Below are 18,591 nucleotides of genomic sequence, written 5' to 3' on the forward strand. Positions count from 1 at the left end.
GGCTCGCCGGAGCCGGGCGGTGCCGGGCGGGCGGGCGGGCCCGGTGGCAGGATGCGGGGGATGAGCGCACCGCGGCCCCGCACCGTCCACGGGGCGCTGCGCCGGGCGACAGCCGGCCTGCCGGCCGCCGGCCGACGGGCGGTGGCCGACGGATGGCTGCTGCTCCAGGCGACCGTCAGCGCCACGGCGGCATGGGCGGTGGCCCGTTACCTCCTCGACCACCCCGCGCCGTACTTCGCCCCCATCTCGGCGCTCATCGCGCTGACCGCGAACCTGGGAGAACGCGGTCTGCACGCGCTGCGGCTGCTGGGGGGCGTGGTCCTGGGCCTCGTGGTCGGCGAGCTGGTGCTGCTCACCGTGGGAACCGGTCCGGGTTCGATGGCCCTGGGCATCTTCGTCGCCCTCACGGCCGCACGGCTGACGCGCGGCCCGCAGGTCGTCGTCGTGCAGGCCGCGGTGAGCGCCATCCTGGTGGTGGCGCTGGGTGATCAGTCGAACGGCGTGCAGCGCCTGGTGGACGTGCTGGTCGGTGCGGGCATCGCCCTGCTGTTCACCCAGGTCCTGTTCCCGCCGGAGCCCCTGGCCCTGCTGCGCGGGGCCGAGAAGACGGCGCTCACCGCGATCGCCGGCGGGCTCGCCGTCACGGCCGCCGCCGTCGCGGAGGACGACGACGAGCTCGCCGGGCGGGCGGTCGAGGAGCTCCGGCACGTACGGGACGACCTGGCGGAGCTGCACCGGGTGGGCCGGGCCAGTACGGGCATCACCCGCCGGGCGCTGGTGTGGCGGGCGAAGGTCGTCGTGCGCGAGCAGGAGAACGCGGGGCATCTCGACCTGCTGGGTGCCGGCTGTCTCACGCTCGCGCGTCTCGTGGCGTCGGCCGGCTCCGGCGCGCGTGCCCGGTTCCGGGAGCCGGTGCGGGACCTGGCGGACGTCGTCGACTCGCTGGCCCACGGGCTCGGCGACCGTGAGGTGCGCCAGCGGGCGGCGGACCGCGCGCTGGCGCTCGCCACCCGGATCACCTCGGACAGCGCCGCGGCCACCCCGGACGGGCCCTTCCTGGCGCACGGTCTGCGCATGGTCGCCGCCGACGTCATCGCCTTCGCCGGGGTTCACCCCGCCGAGGCGGTCAGGGCGATCCGCGAAGGGGCCCTGGAGCAGCGCCTGCCTCCGGATCCGCCCGCGCCCGGACGGCTCGTGGGCTGGCTCCGGCTGCGGGGCCGGCCCGGTGGCGGGCCGCGGGGCGGGCCTCGCTAGCGGCGCGCGGCGGGCGGGCCGGTCGGACGGGGGGCGCCGGCCCGGAGGGCGGGGCGGTCCCCCCTCGTTCCTGGCGGTCATGGGGAGTCCCTGGACGGTGCGGGCCTGGCAGCGGACGGTGTGGAGCGGCCTCCACCGATCGTCCCCGCCCACCCCGCCGTCCCGCATGTCACCGACCGCCATCCGGACCAGGACGCGGTCCGCGCGCCGGTCGGGGGCAGGCCACCACCTCGTCGAGGTGCGGCCTCCCGTCCGTACGCCCCGCCCGGTGGGAGCCCTACGCCGCCTGCGGAGTGAAGTCGGCCATCCGGTCGCCCTCCGGCTGGACGACTCCGTACGCCCCCTCCGGTACGGCGTTCCAGACGCCCGGGAGGTCGCCCAGGGGTTCGGAGACGATGAGGCGGGTGTCGTCGGAGGCGCCGCGCAGGAAGTCCAGGTCCGGGTGGAGCGAGCGCAGGGTCTCCACGCGAGTGCTGTAGAAGAGGGAGCGGGACCGCTTCTGGCTGGAGTAGCGGAACGCCCACAGCCGCGTGCCGTCGGTCACCGCGAGCGTCATCTGCAGCGGGAACTCCACGCCGTGCGCGTGCCCGGTGCGTTCCACCAGGCCGGCCATCCGGGCGACGGCGCCCGGGGGGTCCTCCTCCAGGCCGAGGGTGAGCGCCAGGTAGAACATCATCTCGGAGTCCGTGGACCCCTCGATGTCGGCGAACAGTCCCGGGTCGACGGACATCGCGAGGTCGCGCCGGATGAGGTGGAAGCCCTCGATCGCGCCGTTGTGCATCCACATCCAGGGGCCGTGGCGGAACGGATGGCAGTTGGTCTGCTGCACCGCCGTCCCCGTGGAGGCCCGGATGTGGCCGAAGAACAGCGGCGAGACGACGTGCCGGGAGATCTCCCGCAGGTTGCGGTCGCTCCAGGCCGGCCCGATGTCACGGACGACCGCGGGACTGTCGCTGTCCGGCCCGTACCAGCCGACGCCGAACCCGTCACCGTTGGTGGTCTCCACGCCCATCTTCGCGTGCAGGCTCTGGTCGATCAGCGAGTGGGCCGGCTTGTAGAGGAGGGTGTCGAGCAGGATCGGAGTGCCCGAATAGGCCAGCCAACGGCACATGTCCACCGCCTTCCCGGTCGTCGGCGCGACCGTCGTCCCGGCGTCCCAGCGCAAGCGCGGTCACCCGCGGCCAGTCGGGTTCCCCGCTCCGGCGCCGTCCACTCACCGCCGCGCGGGGAACGCGCACGCGCAGCGCTCCGGGGACGATCCGGCACACCACCGGGGCCGGCAGCAGGACGTGCTCCCCGTCGACGCCCGCCGGGACGGCCGGGGTGTCCGCCTCGACGACCACCTCCCCGGCGGTCAGCCGCAGCAGCCCGGCCGCCCGGGAGCCGCGCGCCATGCCGGCGGCCCGTACGGCGCCCTCCACCCGTACCCCCAGCACGCCGAGCCGTCCGGAGTCCAGCCGCTCGCGGCGCCCCGGGCGGGCCGCGTCGACCGCGCGCAGGTAGGGGTTGTTGCTGACCAGCACGGCCTGCAACCCCTCCGCCAGGCTCCCGCCGGCCCTCAGGCGCAGCCGCGGCGCCGACGGGCCGGACAGCAGCCCGGGCAGTGTCCGCAGGGTGGTCCGGGTCTTGTCGTCCCGGTAGGCGGGCTCCGCCACGACGGCCGCGTACGTGCCGAAGGAGGCGTTGTTGACGAACACCCGCCCGGCGGCGAAGCCGAGGTCGACGCGGAGTTCGACGCCGTCGGTGAGGGCGTCGAGGGCCTTCGCCGGGTCGTTCCGGTCGAGCCCGAGGTCGAGGGCGAAGTGGTTGCGGGTGCCGGCCGGGATCACCAGGAACGGCAGGCCGTGCCGGGCGGCCACCTCGGCCACCAGCGCCTGCGTGCCGTCCCCGCCGGCCACCGCCAGCAGGTCCGCCCCGTCGCGTACGGCGTCCTCGGCGAGCGCGGCCACGTCCTGGTGCCCGGCGCCGAGCAGCACCACCCGGACGCCCGCCGTCCGGGCCCGCTCCGCCAGCCGGAACCGGTCGACCTTGCCGCCGCCGGAGCGCGGGTTCATCAGGGCCCAGGGACGGGCCGGCGGCGGGGCGGGCACCGGCGCGGCACGCGCGGACGCGGACGCCGAACGCGCCGCGCCCGCGGCGAGCACCCACAGGGCCAGCGACAGCGCGGCCGGGGCGAGCATCCCGCCCGCGGCGTACAGCGCCAGGACGGTCAGCGGAGCGGTCACGCACAGCACCGCGCCGAGGACGCGCACCGCGCCGGAGTGGGCGAGCGTCCACCACAGTCCCACGGCCGCCACCGCCAGTCCGGCGAGCCCGAGCAGCACCCAGAGCACGCCGCGCGGGCCGGCGGCGACCAGGGGGACCAGCACGGCGGCGGCGAGCGCGAGGAGCGCCAGCCGCGCCCGCGCCACGTCCGTGCGGGCGGCGGTCCGCGACATGGCGCCTCCGGCTCAGCGCTCGGACCGGGAGCCCGAGCGCGACACGCACAGGGCCCAGATGATGAACCCGGAGAAGGCGATCATCACCACGGACCAGACCGGGTAGTACGGCAGGGACAGGAAGTTGGCGATGATGAGGAGACCGGCGATCGTCACTCCGGCGACGCGGGCCCACAGGGCTCCCCGTACCAGGCCGAGGCTGACGAGCACCGCGAGCGCGCCGAGCGCCAGGTGGGTCCAGCCCCAGGCGGTGAGGTCGAACTGGAAGACGTAGTTCTGCGTCGACACGAAGACGTCGTCCTCGGCGATGCCCATGATGCCCCGGAGGATGTCGAGCACTCCCACGATCATGAGCGAGACGGCGGCGAAGACCGTCAGGCCCTCGGCCCACTGCCGCTTCGCCGTGGGCGCCGTGGTGCCGGTCGCGCCGGCTCCGTGTGTCGGGTGTGTCGCTGCCATTCCGCTGCCTCGATTCGGTCGGTGCGGCCGGCCCGGTCCGTGCGGCCGGCCCCGTGCGTACGGTCGGCTCGGTTCGTGCCCTCAGCGCCCCGTGGACGAGGCGAACGGCTTCGCCTGCTCCGCCGGGCCGTGGCCGCTGAGGACCAGTTCCTTCGCCCTGCGGAACTCGTCGTCCGAGATGTCGCCGCGGGCCTTGATCTCCGACAGCCGGGCGAGTTGGTCCACGCTGCCGGCGGGTCCGGCCGCACCCTTGGCGGTCTCCCGGACGTAACGGTCGAACGCGTCCTGCTGTGCGCGCGCCTGGGCGATCTCACGGCGTCCCATGTTCTTGCCGCGGGCGATCACGTAGACGAGAACGCCCAGGAAGGGCAGGACGATCGCGAACGCCAGCCAGCCGGCCTTGCCCCAGCCGCTCAGGTCGTCGTCGCGGAAGATGTCCATGACGACCCGGAAGAGCAGGATGAACCACATGATCCACAGGAAGAACACCAGCAGCGTCCAGAAGGCGCTCAGCAGGGGGAAGTCGTACGCGAGATAGGTCGCGACATTCATCTCGTCCTCCGTTCCGGGCCGTCCGTGCCCGACGTCGCGTCGTGTGCCGACTTCAGGGTGTGGGCGGCAGGGGGGTGCTGCCTCACCCGGGGCGGGTGAACCGTCCCGGGTGAGGTCCCGCGGTTCAGCCGGTCCCGGCGGGACCGCGGGCCCCGCGCGTGACGCCGGCCCGGGTCAGGGCGGAGCGCCAGGCGAGGGCGACGGCCGCCTCGACCAGTCCGAGCAGGACGAGCCACAGGCCCAGGAGCCGGGTCAGCGCCCGGGCCGATTCGGCGGGCAGGGCCAGGACGACGATGCCCGCCACGACGGCGAGCAGCGCGGCGCCGATGACGACTGCGCGGTGCGGCAGGTCGCGCGAGGCGAGGGCGGTGAAGAGGGTGAGCATCCCCGACACCAGCCAGACCACCCCGACGATCAGGGAGAGGGCGGCGACGGTCTGCAGCGGGTTGCGCAGGCACAGCACTCCGGCCAGTACGAACAGTACGGCCAGCAGGAGCCCGGGCAGCCGCTCCCCCTGTTCCTCCCGGCCGAAGACGCCGACGAAGCGGATGACCCCCGTCACCAGCAGGTACAGGCCGACGAGCACGGCGAGGACGTGCAGCGTGGTCTCCGGCCACACCAGCACGATGACGCCCGGCACCAGGGTGGCGACCGCGGAGGCGAGGATCCACTGCCACGAGCGCCCGAGTGCCTCCAGGATCTCGGCGGGGCCGCCCGGCAGGGGTTCGGGACCGGCGCCGGGTGCCGTACCGCGTGTCACGGACATGACTCCTCCTCGCTCGCAGGGGGCGCCTCGCGGGCGCACCGCCAGCCTTCCGCCCGGGCCCCCTCGCGGGCGTCACCCCCGACGGGTGATCCGGCCGGATCGGGGGGACGATGGGATGGCGGTGAGCAGGCGTCGTTCGCGGTGCAGGCGGGAGACAGCGATGACCGTGCCGAGTACGTACCACGCCTCTCCGTCCCCGGCCGAGCGGGCCGCGTACGGCAGGGACGCGCGCAGGCGTGTCCCCCGGTCGTCCCACGGCTCGTTCGAGGCCGCCCCCGGCCGGCAGGACCCGGTCGGCGTGATCGAGCGGCAGTCCGCGACCCGGCTGCCCGAGCTGGTGCCGGTCCGGTACGGCCGGATGCTGGAGTCCCCCTTCCGGTTCTACCGCGGGGCGGCGGCCATCATGGCGGCGGATCTCGGTCCGCGCCCGCACACCGGTCTGACGGTGCAGCTGTGCGGCGACGCCCATCTGCTCAACTTCCGGCTGCTGGCCTCCCCGGAGCGCCATCTCGTCTTCGACATCAACGACTTCGACGAGACCCACGAGGGCCCCTTCGAGTGGGACGTCAAACGGCTGGCGGCGAGCATCGCCATCGCCGGGCGGGCGAACGGCTTCCCGGCCGGCACGCAGAACGGCGCGGTACGGGCCTGCGTGGAGGCGTACCGGCGGCGCATGCGGGAGTTCGCCGGGATGCGCACCCTGGACATCTGGTACGCGCAGGACGACGCCGACCGGCTGCGGGAGCTGATGGACTCGTCGATGGACCGCGAGGCCCGGCGCCGCACCACCGAGGCGACCGACCGGGCCCGCACCCGCACCCATCTCCAGGCCTTCACGAAGCTCACCCGCCCGACGGCCGAGGGGCGGCGCATCGCCGCCGACCCGCCGCTGATCACGCCGCTGCGGGACCTGGTGGAGGACCCCGCCGCCGAGGAGAAGGCCCTGCGCGAGGTCCTGGAGGGCTACGCGCGCTCGCTGTCGTCGGAGCGCCGGCACCTGCTGGGGCGCTACCACCTGGTCGACGTCGCCCGGAAGGTGGTGGGCGTCGGCAGTGTCGGCACCCGCTGCTGGATCGTGCTGCTGCTGGGCAGGGACGACGACGATCCCCTGCTGCTGCAGGCCAAGGAGGCGCAGGAGTCGGTGCTCGCCCCGCACGCGGACGGCGAACACCACGACAACCAGGGCCGCCGTGTGGTGGCGGGGCAGCGGCTGATCCAGACGACCAGCGACATCCTGCTCGGCTGGACGCACGCCGTGGGCCTCGACGGCAGGCCCCGCGACTTCTACGTACGGCAGTTGCGCGACTGGAAGGGCATCGCCCGCCCGGAGACCATGGACCCGGGGCTGATGCGGCTGTTCGCGCGGCTGTGCGGGGCGAGCCTGGCGCGGGCCCACGCCCGCTCCGGCGACCCCGTCGCCATCGCCGCCTACCTGGGCGGGGGCGACCGCTTCGACCGGGCGCTCGCCGGGTTCGCCCAGGACTACGCGGACCGCAACGAGCGGGACTTCGAGGCGCTGGGCGCCGCCGTGCGGGCGGGCCGGGTGCGCGCCGAGAACCGGTGACCGGACGGCCGCGGCGTCACTCCGGCACCTGGCGCATCTCCAGCACCCGCAGGCCCAGGGACTGGCACCGGGCCAGCAGTCCGTAGAAGTGCGCCTCGTCGACGACATGCCCGAAGAGCAGGGTCTGCCCCGACATGGTCACGTGTTCGAGTTCCGGGAACACCCTGATGAGCGGTTCCGAGAGATGGCCCTCGACACGGATCTCGTAGCGCATGAGCTGCTCCCCGGATGGCCTGGATCGCGTGGGCCGCGCGCCCGTACCTGCGAGCGTGCGCCTCCGGGCGCCGGGCGGGCTCACCCCGTACAGGTGAGAGACCGTGGGTGAGGGCCCGGTGAGGGCTTTCCCTGACGCGCGGGTCAGTGCTTCAGCCAGAGCTTGCAGGAGAGGATCACGAGGCCGAGCAGGAGGTTCACCGAGGCCGACAGGACGATCAGCCGCCGTCCGGCACCGGCCCGGCGGGAGGCCGCCACCGACCAGCCCACCTGGCCCGCCACGGCGACGGACAGGGCGAACCACTGGGTGCCCTGCACACCGAGGCCGAGCAGAGGGCTGACGGCCACCGCGGCCGCCGGCGGTACGGCGGCCTTCACGACGGTCCACTCCTCGCGGCACACCCGCAGGACGACCCGGCGGTCCGGCCTGTGCCGCGCCAGCCGCTCCCCGAACAGCTGTGCGTGCACATGGGCGATCCAGAACACCCCGCCGGTGAGCAACAGCAGCAGCACCAGCTCCACCCGTGGGAACGAGCCGAGCGTGCCCGCCCCGACGATCACCGAGGCCGCGAGCATGGAGCCGTAGACGCCACCCGTGTAGTCGGCGTGCGTCCTGCGGCCGGCGGCCCGTGCGGGCGGGTGCCCGGCCGCGTGTCCGGCGCCGGACATCACGGCTCCCTCCGAACGGCCGGGCCCCGGCCCGCCGTGTCCGGACCCCGGCCGCGCCCGGGTGCCGGCCCCGGAAGGCCGGGGGTGACCAGGAAGCTCGCGAGGGTGATGCCGCCGGTGGCGAGGATCGCCGCCTTCAGACCGTCGAGCTGCGCCGACGCGTAGGAGTCGGTCACGGCGTCCACCTCCTGCGGCGGCAGTCCGGCGCGGACGGCCGCCTCGCGCACCTGCCCGGTGGGGACGAAGGTGACGCCGGCCTGGAGGGCGACACCGACCTGCTGCCGGGCCTCCTGCGACAGCCGGGCGTCGTCCTCCACCTGCGAGGTGAAGGCCTGCGCCAGGGAGCCGACGAGCAGCGACCCGATCAGCGCCGTGCCGAGGGCCGAGCCCAGGTTCTGGGCCGTGTACTGGAGTCCGCCGACCTCGCTGCGCTCCTCCTCCCCCGCGGCGGACTGGACGACGTTGCCGAGCTGCGAGGCGAACAGGCCCATGCCCACGCCCAGCAGGGCCATCGCCCCGGCGAACTGCGCGTCGTCGATGACCGGGTCGATGGTGGCCAGGAGCCACACGACGGACGCCGCCACCGTGACCAGCGCCAGCCGGACGATCCGGCGGGGGCCCGCCAGGCGGCCCAGCCGGGCCGCGCCGAGCGAGGTCACCAGCATGGTCGCGGACACCGGCAGCAGCCGGAGCCCCGTCTCGAAGGCGTCGAAGCCCTGCACGACCTGGAGGTACAGCGGGATCGTGAAGAACAGCCCCAGCAGGATCAGGTTCTGGCCGACCAGGGACATCAGGCCGGACCTCAGCGCGGGCCTGCGCAGCAGGGGCAGGTGCACCAGCGGTTCGGCGCCGCGCCGGTCCCGGTGGTGCTCCCAGCGGCGGAAGGCCGCGAGGACGGCCACCCCGGCGCCGATGACGAACAGCGTCGGCGCGAAGCCGAGGACGGTGAAGGGCGGATTGCGCGGCTGCACCCAGCCCCAGGTGCCGCTCTGCAGCACACCGAGGACGCCGAGCGCCAGGCCCGCCGCGGACAGCGCGGCGCCGACCCCGTCCAGCCGGGGGCGCGCCCCCGTCCTCGGTGCCTCGGTGATCGCGCCGCGCAGCAGCAGGATCGCCAGCACGACCACGACCTCGCCCGCGAAGACCAGCCGCCAGGTGAGGTACGTGGTCACCCAGCCGCCGAGCAGGGGCCCCACGGCGATGCCGGCACCGGCCAGTCCGCCGACGACGCCGTAGGCGACGGCCCGGTCCCGCCCGCGGTAGGACTCGGCGACGAGCGCCGCCATCGCGGGCAGCACCAGCGCGGCGCCGAGGCCCTCGATGACGGACCAGCCGAGGACCAGCACCCACAGGGTGGGCGCTACGGCGGTCAGCGCCGAGCCGGTGGCGTAGACGGCCAGCCCGCCGAGGAAGACGCGCCGCCGTCCGAGGATGTCCCCCAGCCGCCCACCGATGATCATGAAGGCGGCCATGACCAGCGCGTACAGCGTGATGACGGCCTGGATCGCGGTGACCTCGGTGTCGAAGTCGTCGACGAGTTGGCTGATGGACACGTTCATGACCGAGGTGTCCAGGACCATCAGGAACTGCGCGGTCCCCAGGACGACCAGCGCCCGCCAGTGCTTCACGGCGTCTCCCTCGTCACAGCAGGTCCAGTTCGCGGGCGCGGCGTACCGCCTCGTTGCGGCGGTTGACCGACAGTTTCCGGTAGACGCTCTTCAGGTGGGTCTTCACCGTGTTCACCGACACGTACAGGTCGGCGGCGATCTCCTCGGTGGACATCGTCATCGCCAGCCGCCGCAGCACGTCGCGCTCGCGCCCGCTGAGTTCCTCGACGAGCGGGGGCGGTGGCCCGGGGCGGCGCGGCGCGGGACCGGTGCCGGGCGTGAGCCAGTGCGGGGCCGTGCCCAGGTACGGCCGTATCCACGGCCCGGCCTCGCGGAAGGGCCGGCGCAGTCGCTCCCGCCGCGCCTGGGCCAGGGCCCGCGCCACGAGCCGCCGCGCGGTCGCGCCGTCCCCGGCCTCGTGCGCCGCCTGCGCCCGCACCAGCGCGGCCCGCACGGTCACCGCGGGACCGGCCCTCTCCTCCGGGCGCACCCGGTCGAGCAGGCGTACCGCCTCGGCGGCCCGCCCGGTGGCGAGGTGGAGCCGCGCGGCCCCCACCGCGCACGCCACCTGCTCGTCGGGCACCTCGGCCAGCAGCTCCTCGGCCGTCCGCGTGCGGCCCTCGGCGAGGTGCGCGGCGGCCGCGACGAGCGCCGTCTCCGCGCGCGCCCACGGTGAGGCCGCCTCGGCCGCCACGTCCGCCTCCACCGCCTTGAGCGCGGCCTCCGCGTCGCCCCGCGCCAACCGCAGCCGCCCGGCCGTCAGCGCCCGTCCGGCCTGCAGTACGGGGTCCCGCATCGCGGGGTGCGACCCGGCCGAGGTGTCGAGCAGGGCCTGCGCCTGCCCCAGTTCGTCGCGGTCCACGGCGACGGCGGCCAGGACGAGCCGTTCGACACCGGACCCGGACGGCCGGGGCAGACCGAAGCGCTCCGTCTCGGCGAGGGCCTCGCGGGCCTGGTGTTCGGCACTGCCCAGCCGGCCGTCCAGGTAGTCGATCAGGGCGAGCCTGCCCAGCGAGTCCTCACGCGGGAGCGCCGTGGCCGCGCCCGGAGCGGCGTCCGCCACCGCCGCCAGGGCGGCCCGCGCCTCCGTGAAGCGCCCCGCCCACAGCCGTGCCGACCCCAGGTGGTCCAGCAGCAGCGCGGTGAGCTCCGGATGCCGGTCCAGCAGCGCCTCGGGGACCGCGCCCCACAGCTCCCCGGCCGCGCGCGCCGCGTCCTCCGCCCGGTCAGGCGCGCCGGCCATCCGGGCGGCGAGCGCCTCCAGCAGCGCGCACGTCAATTGGACGGGCGCCGCGTCCGGCGTGCCGTCGTACTCCCCCAGCTCGTCCCGCGCGCGGCGCAGATGGGTCAGCCCCGCGTCGAGTTCGCACCGGGCCAGCCGGCCGGCCGCCCGCACCAGCTCGGGGGCGGGTCCCGCGCCCTCCCGCCCCATGCGGGCGAACAGCCCGGTCAGCGCGTCGGAGCGCAGCCCGGTGAAGAACTGTCCGATGGCGAGGTCGTCGACCAGGGCACCGGCGGTGAACTCCCAGTCGCCGGCGGCGGCGCCGTGCCCGAGCGCCTCCGCGAGCGCCCCGGAGCGCCGCAGCCACGCGGCGGCCCGCAGGTGCAGTTCGGGTTCCCGGCCGGGCCGGCGCATCCGCAGGTGGGCGCGGAGGATCTCCGCGAACAGGGGGTGGAGCCGGTACAGGCCGTGCCCGACGTGCTCGACGAACGCGTTGTCCCGGCTCAGCCGCGCCAGGATGCCCTCGGCGTCGTCGCGCCCGGTGACCGCGTTGGCCAGGCCGGGGGAGAACCGGTCGAGCACGCTGACCCGCAGCAGCAGCTCCTGGGTCCCGGTGTCCTGCCGTTTCAGCACCTCCGCCAGCAGGAAGTCGGCGATCGCGCTGCGGTCCGCCTCGAACTCCTCCAGATACGCCCGCGGGTCCGGGCTCTGCCCCGCCGCCAGCGCGGACAGCCTCAGTCCGGCGGCCCATCCCCGGGTGCGTTCCACGAGTCCGCGCACCGCGGCCGGGGGCAGCCGCAGCCCGTGCAGTTCCATCAGCCGGGCCGCCTCGTGCGGGGTGAACGCCAGTTCGGCGTCCCTGATCTCCGTCAGTTCCCCGGCGGCCCGGTAGCGGTGCAGGGGCAGCAGCGGCTCGGTGCGGGTGACGAGGACCAGCCGCAGTCCCGGACCGGCGTGGCGCAGGACGAACTCCAGCTGTTCGGCGATCTCCGGGGAGGTGACCCGGTCGAACTCGTCGAGCACGACGATCACGGGCCGTTCGCGCGCGCTCAGCTCGGCGGCGAGCCGGGCCCGCAGGGTGGGGCTCAGCCGGCTGGCGTCCGCCGGGAACCCGATGTCCGCGGCCGGCGGGACCCCGGCGACCCGCAGGGCCTGCAGCAGGTACGCCCAGAACATCCCGGGCGCGTCCCCGACCGCGTCGGTGGTGAGCCAGGCGACGGGCAGTCCGCCCGGCCGGTCCGGACGGCGCACCCAGTCGGCGACCAGCAGGCTCTTCCCGGCTCCGGCCGCCCCGTTGACCAGGGTCAGCGGAGTGCGCAGGGCCTCGTCGAGGTGCCGGGTCAGCCGGGGGCGCGGCAGGAACGTCACGGGACGCGGCGGAACGGCGAACCTCGTCCGCAGGAACGGGTCCCCGTGCGGGTCGACGAACCGTCTCCGCGAGGCCGATCCCTGTTCATCGACTCCGTTCACGGCACCCACCGCCCCTGTTCTCTCCGGCCACGGCTGTGCTCCCTCCCAGCATCCCAGCAGTGCGGCCGGACGGCGCGCCGTGGCCGGTGCGCGCACTACCGTCGGGGTCATGAGCACCGGCACCACGTCCTCCCTCGCCGAGGCACTGGCGGAAGGCCGCACGGTCGTCCTCGACGGCGGCCTGTCGAACCAGCTCGCGTCGGCGGGGCACGACCTGGGCGACGAGCTGTGGTCGGCCCGGCTGCTCGCCGAGGACCCCGAGGCGGTGACCGAGGCGCACCTGGCCTACTTCGCGGCGGGCGCGGACGTGGCGATCACGGCGAGCTACCAGGCGACGTTCGAGGGCTTCGCGCGGCGCGGCACCGGCCGGGACGAGGCGGCCGCCCTGCTCGCGCTGAGCGTCGGGTGCGCCCGTACGGCGGCCCGGCGGGCCCGGACGTCCCGCCCGCTCCGGGTGGCCGCCTCGGTCGGCCCGTACGGGGCGATGCTCGCGGACGGCTCCGAGTACCGGGGCCGGTACGGTCTGTCGGTCGCGGAGCTGGAACGCTTCCACCGCCCCCGGATGGAGGTGCTGGCCGCCGCCGCCCCGGACGTGCTGGCCCTGGAGACGGTCCCCGACACGGACGAGGCCGAGGCACTGCTGCGCGCGCTGCGCGGCCTGGGAGTGCCGGCCTGGCTGTCGTACTCGGTGTCCGGCGGTCGCACCCGCGCCGGTCAGCGGCTGGAGGACGCCTTCGCGCTCGCCGCGCGGGCGGACGAGGTGATCGCGGTCGGGGTGAACTGCTGCACCCCCGAGGACGCCGACCACGCGGTCGCCCTCGCCGCCCGCGTCACCGGCAAACCGGTCGTGGTGTACCCCAACAGCGGCGAGAGGTGGGACGCGGGGGCGCGGGCGTGGACCGGCCGGCCGACGTTCACCGCCTCCCGCGTCGCGGGGTGGCGTGAGTCGGGGGCCCGGCTGATCGGCGGGTGCTGCCGGGTGGGGCCGGGGACGATCGCGTCGGTCGCCGGGGTGCTGCGGGAACGGACGTAGCGCCCTCGCACGCCCGGCTCCCCGCGCCCGCGTCAGCGGTCGTCGTCCGCCCCGTGCGGTCCGGGTACGCCGAGCAGGAGAAGGGTCACGTCGTCGTCGTGGTCGTCCGGGGCGGTGATGAGGGTGCTGATCAGCCGGTCCGCCGCCCGGTCCAGGGTCGGCGGGTCGGCGCGGGCGCCCCTCAGCGTGGCGCCGGCGGTGCGGGCGAGGACGTCGATCCGCGCCTCGATGTCGGTGCCGGGCTGTTCGACCAGTCCGTCGGTGTAGAGGACCAGGACGCTGTCCGGCGGCAGCGGCACCGTCGTCTCCTCGAACGGCAGCCCGCCTCCGCCCGGGTCGTTGACCCCGAGGGGCACGCCGACCGGTGTGCCCAGCCGGCCGGGGGGCCCGCCGGGCGGCAGGACGATGACGGGCAGGTGGCCGGCCGAGCAGACGGCCACCTCGGAGGTGTCCTGGTCCACTATCAGGTAGAGGCAGGTGACGAGCTGGTCGGCGAGGTCACCGACGAACGCGTCCAGTGAGGTCATCAGCCCGCTGGGCGTCGCGCCCGTACGGGCCAGCGCGTGGGAGGCGGCGCGCAGCTGCCCCATGACGGCCGCCGCCTCCAGTCCCCGGCCCATCACGTCGCCGATGATGACGCCGGTGCGGTGGCCGCCGAGGGGGATGATGTCGAACCAGTCGCCACCGACCCCGGGGTCCTGCACGGAGGCCAGGTACCGGTGCGCACTGGGCAGGTACGCGAGGGCGGGGGGCTCTCCCATCAGGCTGTGCTGCAGGGTGTAGGCGATGTGCCGCTGCTGCTCGTACCGTTCGGCGCGTGCGGCCTCCGTCCGCCTGCGCTCGGTGATGTCCCGTACGGACAGCACGGCGAGGGTCTCCCGCTCGGTCTGGAGACTGCTGACGCTGACCTCGACGGGGAAGGTGGAGCCGTCTCCGCGCAGCCCGTGGAGGTTCCGGTCCACGACCGCCGGCTGCGGGTCACGCCGTCGCAGGTAGGCGTCGAGGAGGGCGCCCTGCCGCCGGCGCGTCGCCTCGGGCGCCAGGTCGGCGGCCCGGGTGCCGACGAGGTCGCCCGGCGGCCGGCCGAAGACCCGCTCCACCTGGGTGTTGGCCATGACGATGGTGCCGCTGCCGTCCGTGATGAGCGTGGCGTCGGGTGCGGACTCCAGGAGCGCGCGGAACCGCCGGTGCGACCGCTGCACCTCACGCTGGGCGGCGACACGCTCGGTGATGTCGGTGACCACGCCGCACACGGCGTAGGGGGTACCGGAGGCGTCGTTGAGCGCGAACAGGGTGGTCAGGAACTCCTGCGGACCGCCGGACAGGGTGAGCTGTTCCTCCCGCTGCACGGGTTCGCCCCGGGCCAGCATCGCCAGGTCGGCCTCCCGCGCGTGCCGGCCGAGTCCGGCCGGCATGACGTCCAGGTCGCGGCGGCCCAGCACCCGGTCGCGGGTCAGCCCCAGGCTCTCCTCGAACCTCGTGTTGACCGCCAGGAAACGGCCCTCCAGGTCCTTGATGAACACCAACGCGGGCGTGTGGTCCATGAAGGCCTGCAGCAGTCTGTTCTGGCGCACCTGCCACTCGAGACGGGCGTGGGCCACCTCGATGCGGCGGCCCACGGCCAGGACCGGGAAGATCACCACGGTGAGGGCGGCCACGTGGCCCCACACCAGCAGGGTGATCCCCAGCCTCACCCCGAACAGGCCGGCGTTCTCCCCCTCCAGGACGGCCCAGCCGAGCAGGGGCGGCACGACCACGGCGATGACGAGCAGACGGCGCCCCAGCGCCCCCGTCGTGCCCGCGTTCATGACGAGCCCGGTCAGCCCTTCGTCCGGCCGCGCCAGGAAGACGGCCGCGCCCAGGAGAACCAGGGCCGGGGCGATGTGCAGGGCCATCCCCGTGTAGGCACTGAACCGCTCCAGCTCGGGTACCTCGTAGGCGGCCCCGTAGATGCGCAGCATGCCGAAGGCCCCGACCACCAGCCCGAGGGCCTGACTGATCCACGCGGGGAGCCGGCGCGCGCTCGCGCACAGGGATGCCGCGCCCGCGAGCGTCACGGCCACGGCGGTGTTCGGCGCCATCCGTCCGGGCGCCTCGGTCTGGACGGAGGCGGTGTCGTCCTGGAAGAGGAGCTCGTCGATGCCGAAGCCGGTCCCGGTGGCGTACTCGGCCAGCGTGAGCGCCCCGAGCAGCAGGGCCAGGGCCGCTGCCGCGCGGGCCACCGCGGTGATCCACGGGTTGCGGCCCGGGCCGCTCGCGACGGGGGTCAGCGAGACTCCCAGCGCCACGACGGCCACGGCCGAGTTCGCCTTCATGGACACCGCGACACCGGGCAGTACGCTCTTCAGCGCCGCGATGTCGAGGATCCACCCGGTCAGGCCCACCAGGCCCGCGACAGCGGCGAGCAGCGCCATGACCCTGGCCGCCGTCCGGACGGTGGCCAGGGCGGGCGGGTGGAACGGCAGCCTGTCCGTGCGCTCCGCTCCCTGAACGCCGGGCAGCCCGGACGCGTGCTGCTGTCTCGTCACCGCGTTCTCGTCCCTGACGGATGGCACACCCGCCGCATCGATCGGCACACACCATGCTAAAGAACGCGGATCGGATGGGCATGCGCCGGACACCGGGCGAGGGGCGGGCGACGCGCGCCGTGACCGGGGCGGGCGTCGGACGAGGAGAGTCGCCGGCCGCCGCGGGCCCGCGCACCGCGTGACGCGCGCTCGCGGGTGCAGGACGATGGAAGGGGAGTGAGGGGGAGAGGCCGGGCGCCGGAAGGCGCCGGGGCGGGATCGTCCCGGCGGGGCGGACCTCCGGCCCACCGGTCCCGGGAGACCGCTCGGCCACCGGCCCCCCGGTCCGAGGCGCCGGCGGCCCCGAGGACAGAACGGGCGATGATCATATGCGCGACGCCATCCCGCTCGACGGCGACGCCGACGACCTCCCGGACCGGGCGGCCCCGGCCCTGGCCGTCGTCGACACGCAGGGAGTCGTGGCGGGCTGGAGCCCGGGTGCCGAGCGCCTGTTCGGCTACCCGCCCCGGGCGGCCATCGGGCGCCCCGTGGACCGTCTGTTCGGCGCGGACGCCGGCACGGACACGGGGGCCGCGATCCGCGCGGTCCTCGACGGGCGGGAGACGACGGCCCTGCTCCGGCACCGGGACGGCGGGCGGGTGGAGGTAAGGCTGCGGGCGTATCCCTGGGTCGACGGGGAGGGCCGCGCCCGGCGCCTCGTCGTGGCCACGCCGCCCCGTCCGCCGCCGGAGGCGGGCAGGGCGACGGAGGACGCGGTGTTCGCGCAGTGCCGTCTTCCGGTCATGGTGTTCGACTCCGCGCTGCGGGCCGTACGGGCAAGCGCCGGCGCCCGGCGCGAGCTCGGCCGGAGCGAGGAGGAGATGGCGGGCCTTCTGGTCACCGACATCCTGCCCTCCCCCATCTGCCGGGACGTGGAGGACAGCATGCGCCGGGTGCTGCGCACGGGAGAGACCGAGCAGTTCCGCGTGCGGGGCAGGGTCCGGCCGGCGGCACCCGAAGGGGTCTGGTCCGTCACCGTGTCCCCGCTCAGGGACCCCGGCGGGCGGGCCCGGCACCTCGAGGTGTCCGCCATCGACGTTACCGAGCAGCACCTGGCCCGGGAGCGGCTCACCCTCCTGAACGACGTGAGCACACGGATCGGCACCACCCTGGACGTGATGCGGACGGCGCAGGAGATGGCCGACCTGGTGGCGGGCCGGCTGGCGGACTTCGTCACCGTGGACCTGCTGGACTCCCTGTTCCGCGGGGTCGAGCCGCGCCCCTCCCCCACCGGCTCCGTCACCCTGCGCCGCGCGGCGCAGCAGTCCGTGCTGTCCGGGCTGCCCGAGGCGCTGTACCGGCCGGGCGACCTGGACGACTACCCCCCGTCCACACCGCCCGCCCGCTGCCTGGCCACCGGCGAGGCCTCGCTGCACCGCACCATCGACCCGGCCATCAGGGCGTGGGCGCGGGTCGACGCGGTCCGCGAGAGGATGCTGCGGACCTTCGGGGTGCATTCGGTGATGGTCATCCCGCTGCGCGCCCGGGCCGTCACCCTCGGCGTGGCACTCCTCTTCCGGCACCTGCGCGAGGAGCCCTTCACGGAGGACGACCTGATGCTGGCCGAGGAGATCGGCGCGCGGGCCGCCGTGGCCGTGGACAACGCCCGCCGCTACACCCTCGAACGCGAGACCGCCCTCGGCCTGCAGCGGAGCCTGCTGCCCCGGCGGATCGCCACCCAGGAGGCGGCCGAGGTGGCCCACCGCTACCTTCCGGCCCGCACGCGGGCGGGACTGGGCGGCGACTGGTACGACGTCATACCGCTGTCCGGCGCCCGGGTCGCGCTGGTCGTGGGCGACGTCGTGGGCCACGGCCTGCGGGCCTCGGCCACGATGGGGCGCCTGCGGACCGCCGTGCGCACCCTGGCCGACGTCGACCTACCCCCGGGCGAACTCCTGACGCAGCTGGACGACCTCGTCACCCACGTGGCGTCCGCCGAGGAGACCCCGGCGACCCGCAGCGCCGACCTGGACGTGCCCACCGACCTCATCGCCACCTGCCTCTACGTCGTCCACGACCCCGTGTCCCGGCGCTGCACGGCCGCCGCCGCGGGCCATCCGCCGCCCGCGGTCGTCACACCCGCCGGCACGGTGGACTTCGCCGGCATCCGCCCCGGTCCGCCGCTGGGACTGGGCGGTCTGCCCTTCGAGACCTGCGAGTGGGACATGCCGCCGGGCGGCCTCCTCGCCCTCTTCACGGACGGGCTCGTCCAGGGCACGCGGCACGACCTGGGCAGCGGCCTCGCCCGGCTGCGCCGCTACCTGGAGCGGCCCGCCGACTCCCTGGAGGCCATCTGCGACGACCTGTTCCGCACGCTGCTGCCGACGCGGCCGCAGGACGACGCCGCCCTGCTCCTCGCCCGCACCCGGGCCTTCGACGGGGACCACGTCGCCACCTGGGATCTGCCGCCCGACCCCGCTGCGGTGGCCGACGCTCGCGCGGAGGTGGCCGCCCTGCTGGAGGCGTGGCACCTGGAGGACACCGCGTTCACCGCCGAACTCGTGGTGAGCGAACTCGTCACCAACGCCATCCGCTACGGGCAGCCACCCGTCCAGCTACGGCTGATCCGCGGCGGGACGCTCATCTGCGAGGTGTACGACAGCAGCGGTACCGCCCCGCACCTGCGGCGGGCCCGCACGTTCGACGAGGGCGGCCGCGGTCTGCTGCTGGTCGCCCAGTTCGCCCGGCGCTGGGGCACCCGCCACCGCGTCGACGGGAAGACCATCTGGGCGGAGGTCGAACTCCCGGGCGGCGCGGCGTGACGGCACGGCGGCGGT

Annotated in this window: 14 protein-coding genes; 4 read left to right on the forward strand and 10 right to left on the reverse strand. The window is 75.2% G+C overall.

Features of this window, described 5'->3' with window-relative positions; translation table 11 throughout:
- The first annotated feature begins 60 nt into the window (after positions 1-60).
- Positions 61-1,254 (forward strand): FUSC family protein, encoded by a 1,194-nt coding sequence (locus IE172_RS15330; RefSeq protein WP_190097777.1) that lies wholly within the window; start codon positions 61-63, stop codon positions 1,252-1,254.
- Positions 1,255-1,531: 277 nt separating this feature from the next.
- On the opposite strand, the gene IE172_RS15335 is transcribed toward IE172_RS15330, so the two are convergent.
- The 5 genes from IE172_RS15335 to IE172_RS15355 form a co-directional block, all read right to left on the reverse strand.
- On the reverse strand, positions 1,532-2,353 hold the full coding sequence (locus IE172_RS15335) for a class II glutamine amidotransferase (RefSeq protein WP_229886108.1): 822 nt from the start codon (positions 2,351-2,353) through the stop codon (positions 1,532-1,534).
- On the reverse strand, positions 2,241-3,692 hold the full coding sequence (locus IE172_RS15340) for a diacylglycerol/lipid kinase family protein (protein WP_229886086.1): 1,452 nt from the start codon (positions 3,690-3,692) through the stop codon (positions 2,241-2,243). Before IE172_RS15340 ends, IE172_RS15335 begins: the two co-directional genes overlap by 113 nt.
- Positions 3,693-3,704: 12 nt before the next feature.
- On the reverse strand, positions 3,705-4,151 hold the full coding sequence (locus tag IE172_RS15345) for a DUF7144 family membrane protein (RefSeq protein WP_190097779.1): 447 nt from the start codon (positions 4,149-4,151) through the stop codon (positions 3,705-3,707).
- 81 nt (positions 4,152-4,232) lie between these two features.
- Positions 4,233-4,703 carry an SHOCT domain-containing protein gene (locus IE172_RS15350; RefSeq protein ID WP_190097780.1) on the reverse strand — a complete coding sequence of 157 codons (471 nt, stop codon included), beginning with the start codon at positions 4,701-4,703 and terminating at the stop codon, positions 4,233-4,235.
- 124 nt (positions 4,704-4,827) lie between these two features.
- Complete coding sequence (locus IE172_RS15355) at positions 4,828-5,469, reverse strand: HdeD family acid-resistance protein (RefSeq protein ID WP_190097781.1); 642 nt, start codon at positions 5,467-5,469, stop codon at positions 4,828-4,830.
- Between the two features lie 160 nt (positions 5,470-5,629).
- Between IE172_RS15355 and IE172_RS15360 the strand changes: the two genes are divergently transcribed.
- The gene (locus tag IE172_RS15360; protein WP_190097782.1) at positions 5,630-7,033 is read left to right on the forward strand and encodes a DUF2252 domain-containing protein; all 1,404 of its coding nucleotides are present in this window, start codon (positions 5,630-5,632) and stop codon (positions 7,031-7,033) included.
- A gap of 16 nt (positions 7,034-7,049) precedes the next feature.
- Here IE172_RS15360 and IE172_RS15365 read toward each other — a convergent pair whose 3' ends face one another.
- The 4 genes from IE172_RS15365 to IE172_RS15380 all read right to left on the reverse strand — a co-directional run bounded on the left by IE172_RS15365 (position 7,050) and on the right by IE172_RS15380 (position 12,223).
- The gene (locus IE172_RS15365; RefSeq protein WP_190097783.1) at positions 7,050-7,247 is read right to left on the reverse strand and encodes a DUF8691 family protein; all 198 of its coding nucleotides are present in this window, start codon (positions 7,245-7,247) and stop codon (positions 7,050-7,052) included.
- Positions 7,248-7,390: 143 nt separating this feature from the next.
- Entirely contained in the window at positions 7,391-7,915 is a 525-nt protein-coding gene (locus tag IE172_RS15370; RefSeq protein WP_190097784.1) for a hypothetical protein, read from the reverse strand.
- Positions 7,915-9,543, reverse strand: coding sequence for an MFS transporter (locus IE172_RS15375; protein ID WP_190097785.1), 1,629 nt, complete (start codon positions 9,541-9,543; stop codon positions 7,915-7,917). The genes IE172_RS15370 and IE172_RS15375 overlap by 1 nt, the downstream gene beginning before the upstream one ends.
- A gap of 13 nt (positions 9,544-9,556) precedes the next feature.
- A complete protein-coding gene (locus tag IE172_RS15380; RefSeq protein ID WP_229886088.1) occupies positions 9,557-12,223 on the reverse strand; it encodes a winged helix-turn-helix domain-containing protein in 2,667 nt (888 codons plus the stop codon).
- A gap of 100 nt (positions 12,224-12,323) precedes the next feature.
- Here IE172_RS15380 and mmuM point away from each other — a divergent pair, with 100 nt between their 5' ends.
- A complete protein-coding gene (mmuM, locus tag IE172_RS15385; RefSeq protein ID WP_190097787.1) occupies positions 12,324-13,247 on the forward strand; it encodes a homocysteine S-methyltransferase in 924 nt (307 codons plus the stop codon).
- A 32-nt stretch (positions 13,248-13,279) separates the two neighbouring features.
- On the opposite strand, the gene IE172_RS15390 is transcribed toward mmuM, so the two are convergent.
- Entirely contained in the window at positions 13,280-15,775 is a 2,496-nt protein-coding gene (locus tag IE172_RS15390) for a SpoIIE family protein phosphatase (RefSeq protein ID WP_190097788.1), read from the reverse strand.
- Positions 15,776-16,143: 368 nt separating this feature from the next.
- Here IE172_RS15390 and IE172_RS15395 point away from each other — a divergent pair, with 368 nt between their 5' ends.
- Positions 16,144-18,576, forward strand: a complete 2,433-nt coding sequence (locus tag IE172_RS15395; RefSeq protein WP_190097789.1) for a SpoIIE family protein phosphatase — start codon at positions 16,144-16,146, stop codon at positions 18,574-18,576.
- Positions 18,577-18,591 lie beyond the last annotated feature (15 nt).

The organism is Streptomyces griseoflavus (assembly GCF_014649995.1).
Taxonomy (GTDB): Bacteria; Actinomycetota; Actinomycetes; order Streptomycetales; family Streptomycetaceae; genus Streptomyces; species Streptomyces griseoflavus.